Below are 15235 nucleotides of genomic sequence, written 5' to 3' on the forward strand. Positions count from 1 at the left end.
GTCGCGCGAATCCTGCGTCAATAATCTCCAGGTGTTGTGAGTGTAATGTAACTTTCCTTCATGAGGGCCCTGGATGACGCTCGTCGCCACGCGACTCACCTCACTGTACGAGAAGGACGGCAGCCCCTCTGACCTGCTCATTCGCCAAATCGGCAAGCGCGCGCCCGGCATCCTCGAAGGGATAGGGGCTCGTGTGCACGTCAGGGGGATAAGTAAAAGCTTGCTGGAGGTACGCGCGACCGTCCGCCCGGGTGTTGGCGGTGACGCTGCGCAGCGTCCTTTCCTGGAACAGGTCCCGCTCGTAGTTCAGGGTGGGAATGTCGGTGAGATGGATGCCCGCGACCGCCAGCGTGCCGCCCCTGTCGAGCGCTTCCAGCGCGTCGGGCACCAGCGTCCCGACCGGCGCGAACAGGATCGCCGAGTCCAGCGGCTCCGGCGGCCGGTCGTCGGACGCCGAGGCGGCCCCCAACTCGAGCGCGAGCTCCCTGGCGGCCCGTGACCGGGTCACGACGTGCACGACGGCCCCCTGGGCGATGGCCGCCTGCGCCGTCAGGTGCGCCGACGCGCCGAACCCGTAGATCCCCAGCCGCCCGCCTTTCGGCAGGTCCGACCGGAGCAGCGCCCGGTAGCCGATGATCCCCGCGCACAGCAGCGGCGCCAGGTGCTCGGCGGGCGGATCGTCGGGCAGCGCGTACACGTACGCGGCGGGGGCTGTGAGGTACTCGGCGTACCCGCCGTCGGCGTCCCATCCGGTGTAGGTCGAGGACGGGCAGAGGTTCTCCAGCCCCCGGCGGCAGTAAGGGCAGACGCCGCAGGTGCTCCGCAGCCAGGCGACACCCACCCGCGCCCCCTCGGCGGGCCAGGAGGACTCGTCGTCGCCGCGCCCGACGACCCGTCCGACCACCTGGTGGCCGGGCGAGGTCAGCGGCCGCCGCGGCGGCAGGTCGCCCTCGGCCAGGTGCAGGTCGGTCCGGCAGACGCCGCACGCCTCGACCCGGACGAGCACCTCGTCGGGGCCCGGCGCGGGCACCGGCCGCTCCACCAGGGCGAGCGGCCAGGTCGCCGCCGGCCCGGGGTTCTCCACCACCCAAGCCCGCATCAGGCCCGCCTCCTTCGTCCGCCGAGCACTGAGAGCGCCGAGCGCTGAGAGCGCCGAGCGCTGAGAACCCCGTGCCCTGTCAGGCGGCCTCCCAACCGGGCGCAGCCGATCTCCGGGCGGACCCTCAGGAGGACGCCAGCCGGGAGAAGGCGAGAGAGGCGTACAGCGCCGCGCCGTCAGGGAGGACCGAGTCGTCGAAGACCGCCTCGGGGGAGTGGTTGTACGGCGCGGTGGCCGGGTCGCGGTCGGGCGGGCAGGCGCCCAGGAAGAGGAAGGCCCCCGGCACCTCCTCCAGCACGAACGAGAAGTCCTCCGACCCCATGATCGGCTGCGGGGCGACGAAGAACCGGCCGGGGCCGAACAACTCGTCGGCGGTCCTGCCGGCGAACTCCGCCTCGGCGGGGTCGTTGACCGTCACCGGGTAGCCCATGCCGAACGACGCCTCCACGGCGAGCCCGTGCGCGGCGGCGACGCCCTCGACCACCTCGACCAGGCGGCGCATCACCGCGGCCCGGGTGTCCTTGCTGAACGTGCGCACCGTCGCCTCGAAGTGCGCCTCGTCCGGGATCACGTTGTCGACCGTCCCGCCGTGGAAGGAGCCGACGGTCACCACCACCGGGTCGAAGACGTCGAACGAGCGGGTCACCATCGACTGCAGCGCCGTCACCATCTCGCACCCCGCCTGGATCGGGTCGAGCGCCCGGTGCGGGGTGGAGCCGTGGCCGCCGCGGCCCTTCACGGTCACCCTGAACACGTCCGCCGCCGCCATCACCGGCCCCGGCCGCGTGGCGAACAGCCCCGACGGCAGGAACGACGAGATCACGTGCATGCCGTACGCGGCCACCGGGCGCTCGCCCGCCGCGTCGAGCACCCCCTCCTCGATCATGTGCCTGGCGCCCTCGTGCCCCTCCTCGCCGGGCTGGAACATGAAGATCACGTCTCCGGCGAGCTCCTCGCGCCGCGCGCTGAGCAGGTGCGCCGACCCCGCCAGCATGGCGGTGTGCAGGTCGTGGCCGCAGGCGTGCATCTGGCCGTCGATCCGCGAGATGTAGGGCAGGTCGTTGCGTTCGGTCACGGGCAGCGCGTCCATGTCGCCGCGCAGGAGCACCGCGGGCCCCGGCCGGCCGCCCCTCAGGACGGCGGTGACCGAGCTGAGGTTCGTGCCGGTGGTGATCTCCAGTGGCAGCCCGTCGAGCGCCGCCAGGACCTTCTCCTGGGTACGAGGCAGTGAGAGTCCCAGCTCCGGGGTGGCGTGCAGGGAGTGGCGGAGCCGGACGAGTTCGTCCCGCATGTCCTGGGCGGAATCAGTGAACGACATGAAAGCCATTCTTCACATCCCGGACGGGAAGTCGATGAGCCGCTCTCGGTAGCATGGCCGGGTGACCGAGCGTAAGCGGATCGACTCCTGGCTCTCCGACATGGACGGCGTCCTGGTGCACGAGGGGCGTCCGGTGCCCGGCGCCGACGAGTTCATCAAACGGCTCAGCGAGTCCGGCAAGCCGTTCAGGGTCCTGACGAACAACTCCATCTACACCCAGCGCGATCTGTCGGTGCGGCTGCGCGCGGCCGGCCTCCACGTGCCCGCCGAGTCGATCTGGACCTCCGCCCTGGCCACCGCGGAGTTCCTCCACGACCAGCGCCCCGGCGGCTCCGCCTACGTCATCGGCGAGGCCGGGCTGACCACGGCGCTGCACGAGGTGGGGTACGTGCTCACCGACCTCGACCCCGACTACGTGGTGCTCGGCGAGACCCGCACCTACAGCTTCACCCAGATCACCCGGGCGATCCGCCTCATCGAGAGCGGCGCCCGCTTCATCGCGACGAACCCGGACCCGGTCGGCCCGTCCACCGAGGGCTCGCTGCCCGCGTGCGGCGCGGTCGCCGCCATGATCACCAAGGCGACCGGCGTCGCCCCCTACTTCGTCGGCAAGCCCAACCCCCGCATGATGCGCAGCGCCCTCAACTCCATCGAAGGCCACAGCGAGACCACCGCGATGATCGGCGACCGGATGGACACCGACGTCGTGTGCGGCATGGAGGCCGGGCTGTTCACCATCCTGGTGCTCACCGGCGTCACCCAGAAGGCCCAGATCGACCGCTACCCCTACCGGCCGTCGCTGGTGGTCGACTCGGTGGCCGACCTCATCGACATGATCTGAACCTGACAGGCGCCGGCAGGTACGGGTGGCAGGGTGAGCCCCATGACCCGCATCTACCTGGAGACAGGCCCCAAGAAGGTGTTCGCCTGCTCGCTCGACTGGCCCGGCTGGTGCCGGGTCGCCAGGGGCGAGGAGGCCGCCGTCGACCTGCTCGTGGAGTACGCGCCGCGCTACCGGGTGGTCGCCGACCGTGCCGGGCTGCCGTTCGAGCCCGGTGATCCCGAGGTGGTCGCCCGGGTGGCCGGCAGCGACATGACGGATTTCGGCGCCCCGTACGCGGTGCCGGATCTCGACTTCGAGCCGATCGGCGCGGCGGCGGCCGGGCGCCACGTGGCTCTGCTCAGGGCCGCCTGGGAGCTGTTCGACGAGGTCGCGGCCGAGTCGCCGGAGGAGCTGCGCAAGGGGCCGCGGGGTGGCGGACGCGACCTGTCGAAGATCGTCGCCCACGTGGAGGAGGCCGAGCGCGCGTACGCCCGCAAGGTGGGCGTCCGTCACCGGCCGTACAGGTTCCGCCTGGACCGCGACGCCATGCGCGCGGAGCTGGCGGAGGTCCTGTCACGTTCCTGGGAGCCGCCGTCGACCACCGGCTGGCCGCCGCGCTACGCCCTGCGCAGGACCGCCTGGCACGTCATCGACCACCTCTGGGAGATCGAGGACCGCCGATCAGCCGGGGGAGCGCTCTGAGGTGTCGTGAGATCAGCTGAGGGAGCGTTCTGAGGGGCCGTCGATCAGCCGGGGGAGCGCCGTGATGTGGCACGAGAGGTAGGCGGCCACGGCCTCCGGGACGACGTGGCGCGAGGTGATCTCCGACTCCGCGAGCGGCAGCCGCACCACCTCGTACCCGCCCCGCGACGGGTCCTCGAGCTCGGGACCGTGGCGCAGCGCCGGATCGAGTTCCACCAGGCGGCAGCCGTAGAGGTGCTGGGTTTTGAGCCCGCCCTGCCATGGGTAACTGAGCGTGGTCAGCGGTGTCACGCTCGACACGGTGGCGCCCAGTTCCTCCAGCAACTCCCTGCGCAGGGTGTGCTCCAGGCTGGCGTCCTCCGGCTCCACGTGGCCTCCCGGCACCGACCAGTAGACCTCCCGCCCTGGGATGGTACGCCGGAAGATCATCAGACGGTCGTCGTGATCAAGCAGGACACCGCGGACACTGGGTCGCATACGGGCACCCTAATTGACCGGTATGTCCTTCCGGTAGCCTAACCTACGGTACCGTAACCAGACAGGGAGACGAACTTTCATGGCGATGACTCAGACGGAACTGCTGCACGAGCTGGAGCCCGTGGTCGCCGGGGAGCTCGATCGCCATCACACGATGGCCAAGGAGTGGTTCCCGCACGAGTACGTCCCGTGGAGCGAAGGCCGCGACTTCGACGGCGTCTACGGGGGCGAGGCCTGGCAGGACAGCGACTCCAAGATCCCGGAGGCCGCCCGCATCTCCCTCATCGTCAACCTGCTGACGGAGGACAACCTCCCCAGCTACCACCACGAGATCGCCACCACCTTCGGCCGCGACGGCGCCTGGGGCACCTGGGTGCACCGCTGGACCGCCGAGGAGGACCGGCACGGCACCGCCATCCGCGACTACCTCACCGTGACCCGCGCGGTCGACCCCGTCGCGCTGGAGCGCGCCCGCATGGTCCACATGGAGAGCGGCTTCGCCACCGAGTACGGCACCATGCTCCAGCAGCTCGCCTACGTCTCCTTCCAGGAGCTGGCGACCCGCATCGCGCACCGCAACACCGGCAGGGCCTCCGGCGACGAGGGCTGCGAGCGGCTGCTGGCCAGGATCGCCGCCGACGAGAACCTGCACATGCTCTTCTACCGCAACCTGCTCAAGGCCGCCTTCGAGCTGGACCCGAACCAGACCATGCGGGCCGTGACCGACGTCGTCACCACCTTCCAGATGCCGGGTTCCAGCATCGAGGGCTTCACCCGCAAGGCGATGATCATCGCCAACGAGGGCATCTACGACCTGCGGCTGCACCTCGACGACGTGCTCATGCCGGTGCTGCGCCAGTGGGCGGTCTTCGACAAGACCGGTCTGGACGCCGGAGGCGAGCAGGCCCGCGAGGAGCTGGCCGCGTTCCTGACCAAGACCGAGACCACGGCCGCCAGGTTCGTGGCCCGCAGGGAGGAGCGCAGGGCGCGCACCGCCATGGGATGATCGAGCCTCATGAGCCTCCCCCTCACGCTGGTCTTCTCCGTCACCGTCCTGTTAACGATCGCCGGGCTGGCGGTGGTGGCCCAGCGGCTGCTCGGGGTCAGGCTCGGCGTGATCCGCACGTCCCTCGCGGCACTGGTCGCCCTCGCGCTGTCGCGGCCGGTGCTGGAGCCGATCTTCGCCTCGTTCGGGCCCGACGGGGTCGCGGAGGACGACAACATCATCGGCCCCCTGGCGCTGGCGCTCCTCGCGGTGATGTGCGTCGTGCTCATCCCCATGGTGGTCCTGGTGCTCGCCGAGGCGCTGGTGCCGCCGGGGTCGATCCCCGGCCCGCTGGAGTTCCTCAGGTCCCTGCGCGGGCGCCTGTCGCGGGGCAGGCGCTACTCGCAGATCACCAGGATCGCCTTCAGGCACGGCCTCGGCCCCTACCTGCGGGGCCGGGGCGGCTCGCTCGGCGACCGGCCCGGCAGGGCGCGGCTGGCCCGCTCGCTGCGCGAGGCCCTCGACGACGGCGGCGTCACCTTCGTCAAGCTCGGCCAGGTGCTGTCCACCAGGCGTGACCTGCTGCCGTCCGAGTTCGTGGAGGAGCTCGGCAAGCTCCAGGACCAGGTCTCGCCCGCGCCGTGGGAGCAGATCGAACCGGTCCTGGTCGCCGAGCTGGGCGGCCCGGTCGAGGACGTGTTCGCCGCGTTCGACAGGAAACCGCTGGCCGCCGCGTCGATCGGGCAGGTCCACACCGCCCGCCTGCACAGCGGTGAGAGCGTCGTGGTCAAGGTGCTTCGTCCGGGCATCGGCCAGGTCGTCGCCAGAGACCTCGACATCGTCAGGCGGCTGGCCGGCACGCTGGAGACCCGCACCCGCTGGGGGCGCTCCCTCGGCCTGCGCGACCTGGCCGAGGGGTTCGCGGTCGCGATCCGCGAGGAGCTCGACTTCCGCGTCGAGGCGGGCAACATGGCGGCCGTCGCCGCGTCCAACGGCGGCAACGTCGCCTACCCCGCGCCGGTGAGCGCCATGTGCACCGAGCGCGTCCTGGTCATGCAGCGCCTGTCGGGCGGGCCGGTCACGGCCGCCGGCCCGGAGCAGGGCCACACGCTCGCCCGCGACCTGCTCGACTGCCTGCTCAGGCAGATCCTCGTCGAGGGCGTCTTCCACGCCGACCCGCACCCGGGCAACCTGATGCTGCTCGACGACGGGACGCTCGGCCTGCTCGACTTCGGCTCCGTCGGCAGGCTCGACGCCTCCGTCCGCTCCGCCCTGCAGCGCTTCCTGCTGGCCATGAACCGCCAGGACCCGCTCGGCGTGACCGACGCGCTGCTGGAGGTCGTCCCGCGCCCCGAGGACATCGACGAGGCCGCGCTGGAGCGGGCGCTCGGCCAGTTCATGGCCAAGCACCTGGCGCCCGGCACCGATAGCGCCGCCATGTTCACCGACCTGTTCAAGATCGTCTCACAGTACGGGCTGTCGATCCCGCCCGAGGTCGCCGCCGTCTTCCGGGCGCTCGCCACCCTGGAGGGCACCCTCGTCCGGCTCTCGCCCGGGTTCAACCTCATCGGCGAGGCCCGCTCGTTCGCGTCCCGCTATCTGACCGAGCAGTTCGGCGTCGACAGCGTCAAGGAGGCCGCCGCCACCGAGCTGGCCGCGCTGCTGCCGATGCTGCGCCGCCTGCCGCGCCGCGTCGAGCGCATCGCCAGCGCCGCCGAGCACGGGCGCTTCACGCTGAACGTCCGGCTCCTGGCCGACGAGCGCGACCGCCGCTTCCTGACCGGCCTGCTGCACCAGGTGCTGCTCACGGTGCTCGGCGCGACGGCGGGAGTGATGGCGGTCCTGCTGCTCGGCGCCGACGGCGGGCCCGAGGTGATCAAGGGCTCGGTCAGTCTGTTCCAGCTGATCGGCTACAACCTGCTGGTGATCGCCTCGATCCTGGTGCTGCGCGTGCTCGTGCTCGTCTTCCGCCGCCCGCCGGATCACCACGCGTACCCGCACGGCGACCGCGGCGTGTAAGGCGCCTCCAGCCTGGCCGCCTCCTCCGCGTCCAGGGGCAGGTCGAGGGCGGCGAGGGCGTCGTCCAGATGGCCCGGCCTGGTCGCGCCGGTGATCGGCGCGGCCACCGGCTGCTTGCCCAGCAGCCAGGCCGGCGCCACCCGCGCGGGCGGCACGCCGCGCCCCGCGGCGACGGCCCGCAGCGCCTCGACCACCCCTTCGCTCTCCGGCGGGCGGTCCTCGTGCGCCGCCCTCGCGCCGGCGCGCTCGCCCGCCCTCGACGGCGCGGCGCACGATCGGCTCCGCGGCCGCCTCCGGCAGGAACCACGGCGCGGACCCGGGATCGCCGTAGCTCATCATGCCCAGGCCGAGCCGCGACACCCTCAAACCCGACAAGCCTCCGCGTGTGTGCTTCATCCCCTCATGATCCGCCTTGACCGACAAACGACGACCCTTGACTGGGCGCTGGTCTTCGCGGACGCGGTCGCCGGGAAGGTCTTCGCTACCGGCACCGAGACCCTGGGAGGCGAGGGTGAGAGTCATCGGGATCGCCGCCGGCTTCCACGCGGGGTCCTTCAACAACCGTCTGCTGGAGGCGGCGGCACGCGAGCTGCCCGCCTGGGCGGAGTTCGAGAGCTGGCAGGGCCTCGGCGACATCCCGCCGTTCACTTCCGGGCCCGTTCCCTGGCCGGTGGGCGAGCTGCGCAAGACGCTGGACGAGTCCGACGCGATGCTGGTGACGGCGCCCGAGTACTGCCTGCTGCCCGCCGAGCTGTACCACGCGCTGCACTGGTTGCGCGCGGACCGGGCGCTGGAGGGCAGGCTCGTGGCGGTGCTCTGCGCGAGCGCGCGGGCCTGCGGTGCGATGTGGGCGCAAACGGATCTGGTCAAGGAGTTCACGGCCGCGGGAGCGGTGGTGGTCGGCTCCGAGCTGGTGGTCACGCCGCCCGGGCCGCACTTCGACGACAGGGGCCGCCTGCTGCGCCGTGACCTGCTCGACCAGGTGCGGGAGACCATCGGCCAGCTCTGCCCCGCCCCCGTCAGACGGCCGCAGCCCGTCAGGACCCGCGCCCTGGCGCGAGAGCCCGCCCTGTCGCGCTGAGCGCGTGCCGGGCCCCCGGGACTTCCCTGCGGGCCGATGTCCGGCTCGCGGTCAGGGAGCGCGGCGCAGGCGTTTCAGATCGGAGCGCTGCTTCTTGGCGGTGATGCGGCGCTCCACGGCGCCCCGGCTGGGCTTGGTCGGGCGGCGGCGCTTCGGCGGGGGCGCGATGGCCTCGCGCAGCCGCTGGGCGAGGCGCTGCTCGGCGGCCTCCCGGTTGCGCAGCTGGGAGCGGTGCTCCGAGGCGGCGATCGTGATGACGGGGGAGCCCAGGCGATCCAGGGCCCGCGCCTTCAGCGCCGCCGGCAGGGCGGTGCTGGACGAGACGTCGAAGGAGAGCTCCACCCGGCTGTCGGTGGTGTTGACCCCCTGCCCGCCGGGGCCGGAGGAGCGGGAGAAACGCCAGACCAGCTCGGCGTCGGGAATGACGACCGAGTCGTTGACGACCAGCGGGCCTGGCATGGCGGTGTGCTCCTTCACGTCCTCGTAAGCGAATGTCACCGTATCTGGCTGATATATGCGGATAGCAAGTGCATTTCCGTGGCATCGTCTTCCCAGCGAACCAGGTTGACGGTCAGGCGCAAGCGTCGTATGCCAATATCGCGAAAGCTACGGGGTCAGGTGGGAGGCGCAGTGACGGGCATCGTCGGCGTGCACGGGATCGGCAAGTACAACTACTACGTCGAGGCGGGGAACTCGGTGCAGGGGGCGGCCGAGGCCATGCGCCTCAAGTGGGACCGCTACCTGCGGGCGGCCCTCGGCGGCGAGGCCCGGACGTACTTCAGCGAGGTGGCGTACTTCTCCCACCTCCTGCACGACGGCGAGCCCTCCGACGGGCCGCAGGCGTTCGCCGCCATGAACACCTCCGCGCAGCAGGTGCTGACGGGCTGGGCCAAGCACCTGGGCCTCGGCGAGCACCTCACCGGGGCGCTCAGGACCTTCACGGGATGGCTGCTCACCCGGCTCGACACCAGGTCCGCGGCGTTCGCGAAGCTCTTCGCGCCGGAGGTCGCCGCCTACCTCACCGACCCGGTCAAGCGCGAGAGCTCCCGGCAGGTCGTCGCCGACGTCATCCGGAAGAACCGTCCCAAGGTGGTGATCGCCCACTCCCTCGGCAGCGTCGTCACCTACGAGGCGCTCTGGGCCCACCCCGATCTCGAGGTCGACCTGCTCCTCACGCTCGGCAGCCCCCTCGGCATGCGCAACGTGATCTTCGAGCGGCTCCTGCCCGCCCCGATCAACGGCCGCGGCGAGCGCCCGAAAGGCGTCAAACGCTGGGTGAACATCGCCGACAAGGACGACATCGCCGCCATCCCGCCCAACCTGCGGAGCAGCTTCACCGGCGTGGACGTCGAAGAGCTGGTCAACCTCGACTGGATCGACTTCCACACCGCCGAGAAGTACCTGGGCTGCCCGGCACTCGATCCCCATCTGCGACCATTCCTGACTTGACCTCGTCCCCATCATGAACGATGAGGACTCCCACGGTCGCCCGTGAGGTTTCCTGCTTCACCGCCGATCGCCCGCCGAGGAGGTTGGTCTCCTGTTGAGGTCTTACATCAGCTCCACAGGCGTTTCACCTCTCCGCCAGCCCGGCGGCGAGGATGTTCTTCGCGGCGTTGACGTCCCGGTCGTGAGAGGCGCCGCAGGCGCATTCCCAGGTCCGGACGTTCAGCGGCATCTTGTCCTGCAGAGTGCCGCATGCCGAGCACAGCTTGGAGGAGGGGAACCAGCGGTCCACGACCACCAGTTTCCGCCCGTACCAGGCGGCTTTGTACTCCAGCATCGAGCGCAGTTCCCGCCACGACGCGTCACAGACGGCTCGGGCCAGGCGGTGGTTCTTGACCAGGTTGCGGACGGTCAGGTCTTCCACGGCGATCACTTGGTTCTCGCGAACAAGCCGTGTGCTGACCTGGTGCAGATAATCACGCCTGCGGTCAAGGATCCGGGCGTACACCTTGGCGAGGCGGAGTCTGGCCTTGGTCCGATTTGCCGAGCCTTTCTCCTTGCGGGCCAAAGCCCGCTGGGCCTTGGCCAGTTTGCGCCGGTCAGCCCGCTCGTGCCGGGGGTTGACGATCTTCTCCCCGGTGGACAGCGCCACCAGCGCGGTGATGCCTGCGTCCACGCCCACCGCGTTCTCGGCCGGGTCGTGTGGGCGGATGGCGTCCTCGCACAGCAGGGACACGAACCACCGTCCGGCCGCGTCCCGGGACTCCGTCACCGTGGACGGCCGCGCCCCCTCGGGAAGATGACGCGACCACACCACAGCCAGCGGCTCATCCATCTTCGCCAGAGTGAGTCGACCGTCGCGGTAGGTGAAGGCCGAGCGGGTGTACTCGGCCGACAGCCGCGACTTCTTACGGGACTTGAACCTCGGGTACCTGGCCCGCCCGGCGAAGAAGTTGCCGAACGCCGCCTGCAAGTGACGCAGCGCCTGCTGCAACGGCACCGACGACACCTGCGACAGGAACCCCAACTCCTCGCTACGCTTCCATTCCGTGAGTGCTGCCGAGGACTCCACGTAGGAGACCCTCCGGCCTTCCGCGTAGGCGCGGGCGCGTTCCTCCAACGCCCTGTTGTAGACCAGGCGGACGCAACCGAACGTCCGGGCAAGCTCCTCAGCCTGCTCGGGGGTCGGATAGAAGCGGTACTTGAACGCCCGCTTGACCAACTGCGCCACGCGCACAAGCTACTACGCTCAGTAAAGCCTCGTACACAGGTTCGACTCAAACGTGCGGCACTATGCCGCCTTCAGCCCCGTCTGAAGGCGGGAGTCTCCACTCCCAAGGAGTTCGATGATGTGGATTGTCTTCGACTACGGCAACGTCCTGTCCCTTCCGCAGCCCGAGTCCGAGGCCGAGGAGATGGCGCGGACGGTGCGCGCCGATCCCGCGGCGTTCAGCCGTCGCTACTGGGAGCACCGCCTCGACTTCGACCGCGCCACGCTCACCCCTGAGGACTACTGGTCGGAGGTGACCGGCAGGCAGGTCACCTCCGCCGAGCTCGACCAGCTGATCTCCATGGACGTCGCGAGCTGGGCCCACCCCGACGAGGGCACGGTCTCCCTCCTGCGTGAGCTGCTCGACCAGGGCGGCGACGTGGCCCTGCTGTCCAACGCCCCGGCCTGCGTGGCCGACGGCCTGGACGAGCTGCCCTGGATCGCGGCCATCGACCGGCGCTTCTACAGCGGCCGGATGGGCATGGTGAAGCCGGACAAGGAGATCTTCGACCGCCTGGCAGAGGATCTCGCCGCCGACCCGGCCGAGATCGTCTTCATCGACGACCGCCCGGAGAACGTCGAGGGCGCGCGCCGCGCGGGCATGACCGGCGTCCGCTTCACCACCGCGGACGCGCTCCGCGAAGCCCTCCGCTGACCTGCCGGACCCCGCCGAAGCCGAACCTGAAGCCGGACCTGGAACCGGACATCGCAGGACGACCGACGCTGTTCATCTCCGCTTGACTCCGCTGTCATAGCGGTGTCAGCGGAGCTGGACATACCTGGAGCGTGGACCGCAGATCCTTCCTCACAGCGGCGACCGCGAGCCTCTTCCTCCCGGCCTCGCAGACCCTCCCCACCTCCGCGAGCAGGACCCTCAGAGCCGACCCGTTCACGCTCGGAGTCGCCTCCGGCGACCCGTCAGCCGACGGGTTCGTCCTGTGGACCCGCCTCGCCGCCGACCCCCTCTCCCCGGACGGCCGCGGCGGCATGCCCGGCCGCGACCTCGACGTCGAGTGGCAGGTCGCCACCGACGAGCGCTTCTCGTCCGTCGTCAGGTCCGGCACGGCCACCGCCAGGTCACGCGACGCCCACAGCGTCCACGTCGAGCTGACCGGCCTGGAACCGGGACGCGACTACTTCTACCGCTTCAGGAGCGAGGGCAGGCTCTCGCCCGAAGGCCGCACCAGGACCACGCCGACCGGCGAGCAGCCGCTCACGTTCGCCGTCGCCGCGTGCGCCCACTACGAGCACGGCTACTACACCGCCTACCGCCGCCTGGCCGAGCAGGAGCCCGACCTGGTCGTCTTCCTCGGCGACTACATGTACGAGTACGGCCCCAGCGGCTACACGGCCCTGGCCGGGCGGGTGCGCACGCACACGCCCGGCAAGTGCGCCACGCTCGCCGATTACCGGCTGCGGCACGCGCAGTACAAGAGCGACCACGACCTCCAGCACGCCCACGCGGTGGCGCCGTGGCTGGTGGCCTTCGACGACCACGAGGTGGAGAACAACTGGGCCGGCTCGGTGTCCAGCACCGGCGCGCCCGGCTTCGCCGAGCGCAGGGCCGACGCGTTCCGCGCGTACTACGAGAACATGCCGCTGCGCCGCGGCAGCCTGCGCGGCGCGGTGCTGCGGATCAACAGGCGCGTCTCGTGGGGGTCGCTGGCCCGCTTCCACCTGCTGGACACCCGCCAGTTCCGCGACGACCAGGCCTGCCTGGACGGCGTGCGCGCCGGCTGCGACGACCGGCTGGACACCGGGCGCACCCTGCTGGGCGCCGACCAGTGGCGCTGGCTGGAGGACGGCCTGAGCGGCTCCGACACCAGGTGGAACCTGCTCGGCCAGCAGATCCTGATGGCCCAGCGCGACTACAAGGTCGGCCCGGGACGCGAGGTGAACCTGGACTCCTGGGACGGCTACGCCTCCGAGCGGACCAGGCTACTGTCGTCGCTGTCGGGCACGTCCAACCCGGTGGTGCTGACGGGGGACGCGCACATGCACCACCAGGCCGACCTCAAAACCGACTTCGACGACCCCGACTCGCCGGTCGTCGCCAGGGAGCTGGTCACCTCGTCGATCGCCAGCGACGGCGACGGCTACCGGGACCGGACCTGGATCGCCGAGGCCCTGGCCGAGAACCCGCACATCTCCTACATCGACCAGCGGCGCGGCTACCTGATGGCCCGGCTCACCCGCGACGACCTGTCCGTGGACTTCCGCACGCTCGACTACATCTCCCGCAAGGGCGCGCCCGCCAAGACCGCGCACCGGCTGACGATCCCGGCGGGCGAGGCGGCCGAGCACCGGCGCTAGCCGTGGCTGAAGGTCGGCGAACACCGGCGGCGGCGACCTCGCCGGGCGTCGTGCTAGCCGTGGCTGAAGGTCGGCTGGGAGGTCGCTGAAGGTTCGCTCGACGTTCCGGGCCAGGACCCGTCGGGGAACTCGCCGGTGTCGGCGCCCGCCATCACCACCTGGTCGCTCTCCTCCAGCCCGGACGTGACCTCCACGTACTGGTCGCCGCGCACTCCCGTGCGCACCACCCGCGCCGCGTCGCGCCCGCCGGAACGCACGGTGACCACCGAGGTGCCGTCCGCCCTGCTGCGCACCGCCTCGGCCGGCACGTAGACGGCGTCGGCGGCGGTTGCGGTGCTGACCGAGACCGAGGCGGTCTGGCCGAGCATCAACCCCTTCGGCGGGTCGTCGAAGGCGAGCGTGACGGAGTAGCGGACGAGCTGGCCGTCGACCGTGGCCGTCGGCGCGATCCCGGTGACCCTGCCGGTGTGGCGCTCGCCGTTCCTGGCCGCCAGCGTGATCTGGGCCCGCTGGCCGAGCTTGAGCCGGCTCACGTCCGACTCGGTGACCATCGCCTGCACCTGCAGCTCGTTCAGGTCGCCCAGGCTGACGAAGGTGCCGGTCGCGGCGCTGTCGCCGGCCGCGCCCGCCAGCGAGAGGACGGTCCCCGCCGCCGGGGCGACGATCCTGGTGCCGCGGACCGCGTCGGCGGCCTGCTCCACTGCCGCCTCGGCCCTGTCCACGTCGGCGGCGGCCTGCTCCTCGCTGAGGCCGCCGCGTCCGCAGCCGCCCGCGCTCTGGGACGGCCGAGGCCCGCCCGTCGGCTGCCTGCTGGGCCTGGCCGATGGCCCGCCCGTGGGCCGCCCCGTGGCGGTCGGCCGTCCCGACGGCGTGGCCGTCGGCTTCCCTGTGGGCTTTCCCGTGGGCCTTCCCGTGGGCTTCGCCGTGCTGGACGGCTTGGCGCCGGACGTCGGCGCGCCGCTCGGGGTGGCGGTGACGGTCTCCGTCACGGTGGCATTCACGGTGGCCGTCATGGTGGCGGTCTCAGTCACTGTCACGGTGACCGTCGGCTGCGGCTCCTGACCGGGCGGCTCAGCAGGCCCGGAGGTCGGCGGGTGGGTGGGCGAGGGCGTCGGGCTGACGCTCGCCGATGGAGCCTCGGAGGGCCCGAAACCCCCACCACCGGCGCCCGTCGCGGCGGTGGGCGGGCAGGTGGCGGTGCTGGACGACGCCGACTCCAGGGCTTCCCTCGCCGCGGCCAGGTCGGCCTCGGCGGCCGCGTGCGCCTCGCGGGCGGCGCGGCTGTCGATCCTGGCCAGCACCTGCCCCTTCGCCACCTTGGCGCCGACCTTCACGTAGACCTTGGTCACCGTCCCCGAGGAGGCGAAGGCCAGGTCGCGGCGCGAGCCGTCCACGGTGCTGCCCGCGGCCGTCACCGAGGCGGTGACCGCGCCCCGCTTGGCGGCGGCCAGCCGTACCTGGACGCCGGGCGGTGCGTCGTCGCGCAGCGCGAACACCAGGCCGGACCCGGCCACCAGGACGGCGAGGGCCAGCCCGCCCAGCGTGCGCGCGCGGAAAGTCGGTCTCATGGAGGCCCATCCTGGCCCGGCAGGTTGGCGCCAGGCTGCGAGCGAGCTCAGAGTTGCCTGTGCGTCCCGGCGGGACACGGGGTTGTCAGCGAACCTTCAGCTGGCTCGCGGCTGTGGCGCAGGCTGGTGTGCAA

The 15235-nt window shown here is 71.4% G+C and carries 14 protein-coding genes and 1 pseudogene; 8 read left to right on the forward strand and 7 right to left on the reverse strand.

The genetic code is table 11. From position 1 onward, the window contains the following. Positions 1 to 100: 100 nt before the first annotated feature. Positions 101 to 1099 (reverse strand): zinc-dependent alcohol dehydrogenase family protein, encoded by a 999-nt coding sequence (locus ABT294_RS44245; RefSeq protein WP_350812489.1) that lies wholly within the window; start codon positions 1097 to 1099, stop codon positions 101 to 103. A 124-nt stretch (positions 1100 to 1223) separates the two neighbouring features. Next, on the reverse strand, positions 1224 to 2417 hold the full coding sequence (locus ABT294_RS44250) for a M20 metallopeptidase family protein (protein ID WP_350812490.1): 1194 nt from the start codon (positions 2415 to 2417) through the stop codon (positions 1224 to 1226). 61 nt (positions 2418 to 2478) lie between these two features. Between ABT294_RS44250 and ABT294_RS44255 the strand changes: the two genes are divergently transcribed. Together ABT294_RS44255 and ABT294_RS44260 are read left to right on the forward strand one after the other, a co-directional pair. Beyond that, positions 2479 to 3258: an HAD-IIA family hydrolase gene (locus tag ABT294_RS44255; protein WP_502912220.1), complete on the forward strand. Its 780-nt coding sequence runs from the start codon at positions 2479 to 2481 to the stop codon at positions 3256 to 3258. A 42-nt stretch (positions 3259 to 3300) separates the two neighbouring features. Beyond that, the gene (locus ABT294_RS44260) at positions 3301 to 3942 is read left to right on the forward strand and encodes a hypothetical protein (protein WP_350812491.1); all 642 of its coding nucleotides are present in this window, start codon (positions 3301 to 3303) and stop codon (positions 3940 to 3942) included. 12 nt (positions 3943 to 3954) lie between these two features. Here the strand turns inward: ABT294_RS44260 and ABT294_RS44265 are convergent, their stop codons facing one another. Further along, the gene (locus ABT294_RS44265; RefSeq protein WP_350812492.1) at positions 3955 to 4419 is read right to left on the reverse strand and encodes an NUDIX domain-containing protein; all 465 of its coding nucleotides are present in this window, start codon (positions 4417 to 4419) and stop codon (positions 3955 to 3957) included. Between the two features lie 79 nt (positions 4420 to 4498). Here ABT294_RS44265 and ABT294_RS44270 point away from each other — a divergent pair, with 79 nt between their 5' ends. Together ABT294_RS44270 and ABT294_RS44275 are read left to right on the forward strand one after the other, a co-directional pair. After that, positions 4499 to 5425, forward strand: coding sequence for an acyl-ACP desaturase (locus tag ABT294_RS44270; RefSeq protein ID WP_350812493.1), 927 nt, complete (start codon positions 4499 to 4501; stop codon positions 5423 to 5425). A 9-nt stretch (positions 5426 to 5434) separates the two neighbouring features. After that, positions 5435 to 7423, forward strand: a complete 1989-nt coding sequence (locus tag ABT294_RS44275; protein ID WP_350812494.1) for an ABC1 kinase family protein — start codon at positions 5435 to 5437, stop codon at positions 7421 to 7423. Here ABT294_RS44275 and ABT294_RS44280 read toward each other — a convergent pair. After that, complete coding sequence (locus ABT294_RS44280; protein ID WP_350812576.1) at positions 7387 to 7746, reverse strand: aldo/keto reductase; 360 nt, start codon at positions 7744 to 7746, stop codon at positions 7387 to 7389. The genes ABT294_RS44275 and ABT294_RS44280 overlap by 37 nt on opposite strands. A gap of 188 nt (positions 7747 to 7934) precedes the next feature. Between ABT294_RS44280 and ABT294_RS44285 the strand changes: the two genes are divergently transcribed. Continuing rightward, positions 7935 to 8504 (forward strand): NAD(P)H-dependent oxidoreductase, encoded by a 570-nt coding sequence (locus tag ABT294_RS44285; protein ID WP_350812495.1) that lies wholly within the window; start codon positions 7935 to 7937, stop codon positions 8502 to 8504. 51 nt (positions 8505 to 8555) lie between these two features. Here the strand turns inward: ABT294_RS44285 and arfB are convergent, their stop codons facing one another. Next, positions 8556 to 8963 (reverse strand): alternative ribosome rescue aminoacyl-tRNA hydrolase ArfB, encoded by a 408-nt coding sequence (arfB, locus tag ABT294_RS44290; protein WP_350812577.1) that lies wholly within the window; start codon positions 8961 to 8963, stop codon positions 8556 to 8558. 171 nt (positions 8964 to 9134) lie between these two features. Here arfB and ABT294_RS44295 point away from each other — a divergent pair, with 171 nt between their 5' ends. Further along, positions 9135 to 9953: a hypothetical protein gene (locus ABT294_RS44295; protein ID WP_350812496.1), complete on the forward strand. Its 819-nt coding sequence runs from the start codon at positions 9135 to 9137 to the stop codon at positions 9951 to 9953. Between the two features lie 34 nt (positions 9954 to 9987). Here the strand turns inward: ABT294_RS44295 and ABT294_RS44300 are convergent. Continuing rightward, positions 9988 to 11181 (reverse strand): annotated as a pseudogene (locus ABT294_RS44300) (RNA-guided endonuclease InsQ/TnpB family protein); the annotation flags it as partial. Between the two features lie 115 nt (positions 11182 to 11296). Here ABT294_RS44300 and ABT294_RS44305 point away from each other — a divergent pair. Both ABT294_RS44305 and ABT294_RS44310 read left to right on the forward strand, forming a co-directional pair. Further along, positions 11297 to 11875 (forward strand): HAD family hydrolase, encoded by a 579-nt coding sequence (locus ABT294_RS44305; protein ID WP_350812497.1) that lies wholly within the window; start codon positions 11297 to 11299, stop codon positions 11873 to 11875. A 131-nt stretch (positions 11876 to 12006) separates the two neighbouring features. Next, positions 12007 to 13533, forward strand: coding sequence for an alkaline phosphatase D family protein (locus ABT294_RS44310; RefSeq protein WP_350812498.1), 1527 nt, complete (start codon positions 12007 to 12009; stop codon positions 13531 to 13533). Between the two features lie 53 nt (positions 13534 to 13586). Here ABT294_RS44310 and ABT294_RS44315 read toward each other — a convergent pair whose 3' ends face one another. Further along, positions 13587 to 15101: an efflux RND transporter periplasmic adaptor subunit gene (locus tag ABT294_RS44315; RefSeq protein WP_350812499.1), complete on the reverse strand. Its 1515-nt coding sequence runs from the start codon at positions 15099 to 15101 to the stop codon at positions 13587 to 13589. Between the last annotated feature and the right edge of the window lie 134 nt (positions 15102 to 15235).

It is taken from the genome of Nonomuraea sp. NPDC000554, from assembly GCF_040300065.1.
GTDB lineage: Bacteria > Actinomycetota > Actinomycetes > Streptosporangiales > Streptosporangiaceae > Nonomuraea.

Coding starts and splice junctions, on each gene's coding strand:
- arfB (WP_350812577.1), bottom strand. CDS start 8,963: ATGCCAGGCCCGCTGGTCGTCAACGACTCGGTCGTCATTCCCGACGCC.
- ABT294_RS44315 (WP_350812499.1), bottom strand. CDS start 15,101: ATGAGACCGACTTTCCGCGCGCGCACGCTGGGCGGGCTGGCCCTCGCC.
- ABT294_RS44270 (WP_350812493.1), top strand. CDS start 4,499: ATGGCGATGACTCAGACGGAACTGCTGCACGAGCTGGAGCCCGTGGTC.
- ABT294_RS44265 (WP_350812492.1), bottom strand. CDS start 4,419: ATGCGACCCAGTGTCCGCGGTGTCCTGCTTGATCACGACGACCGTCTG.
- ABT294_RS44275 (WP_350812494.1), top strand. CDS start 5,435: ATGAGCCTCCCCCTCACGCTGGTCTTCTCCGTCACCGTCCTGTTAACG.
- ABT294_RS44250 (WP_350812490.1), bottom strand. CDS start 2,417: ATGTCGTTCACTGATTCCGCCCAGGACATGCGGGACGAACTCGTCCGG.
- ABT294_RS44305 (WP_350812497.1), top strand. CDS start 11,297: ATGATGTGGATTGTCTTCGACTACGGCAACGTCCTGTCCCTTCCGCAG.
- ABT294_RS44245 (WP_350812489.1), bottom strand. CDS start 1,099: ATGCGGGCTTGGGTGGTGGAGAACCCCGGGCCGGCGGCGACCTGGCCG.
- ABT294_RS44260 (WP_350812491.1), top strand. CDS start 3,301: ATGACCCGCATCTACCTGGAGACAGGCCCCAAGAAGGTGTTCGCCTGC.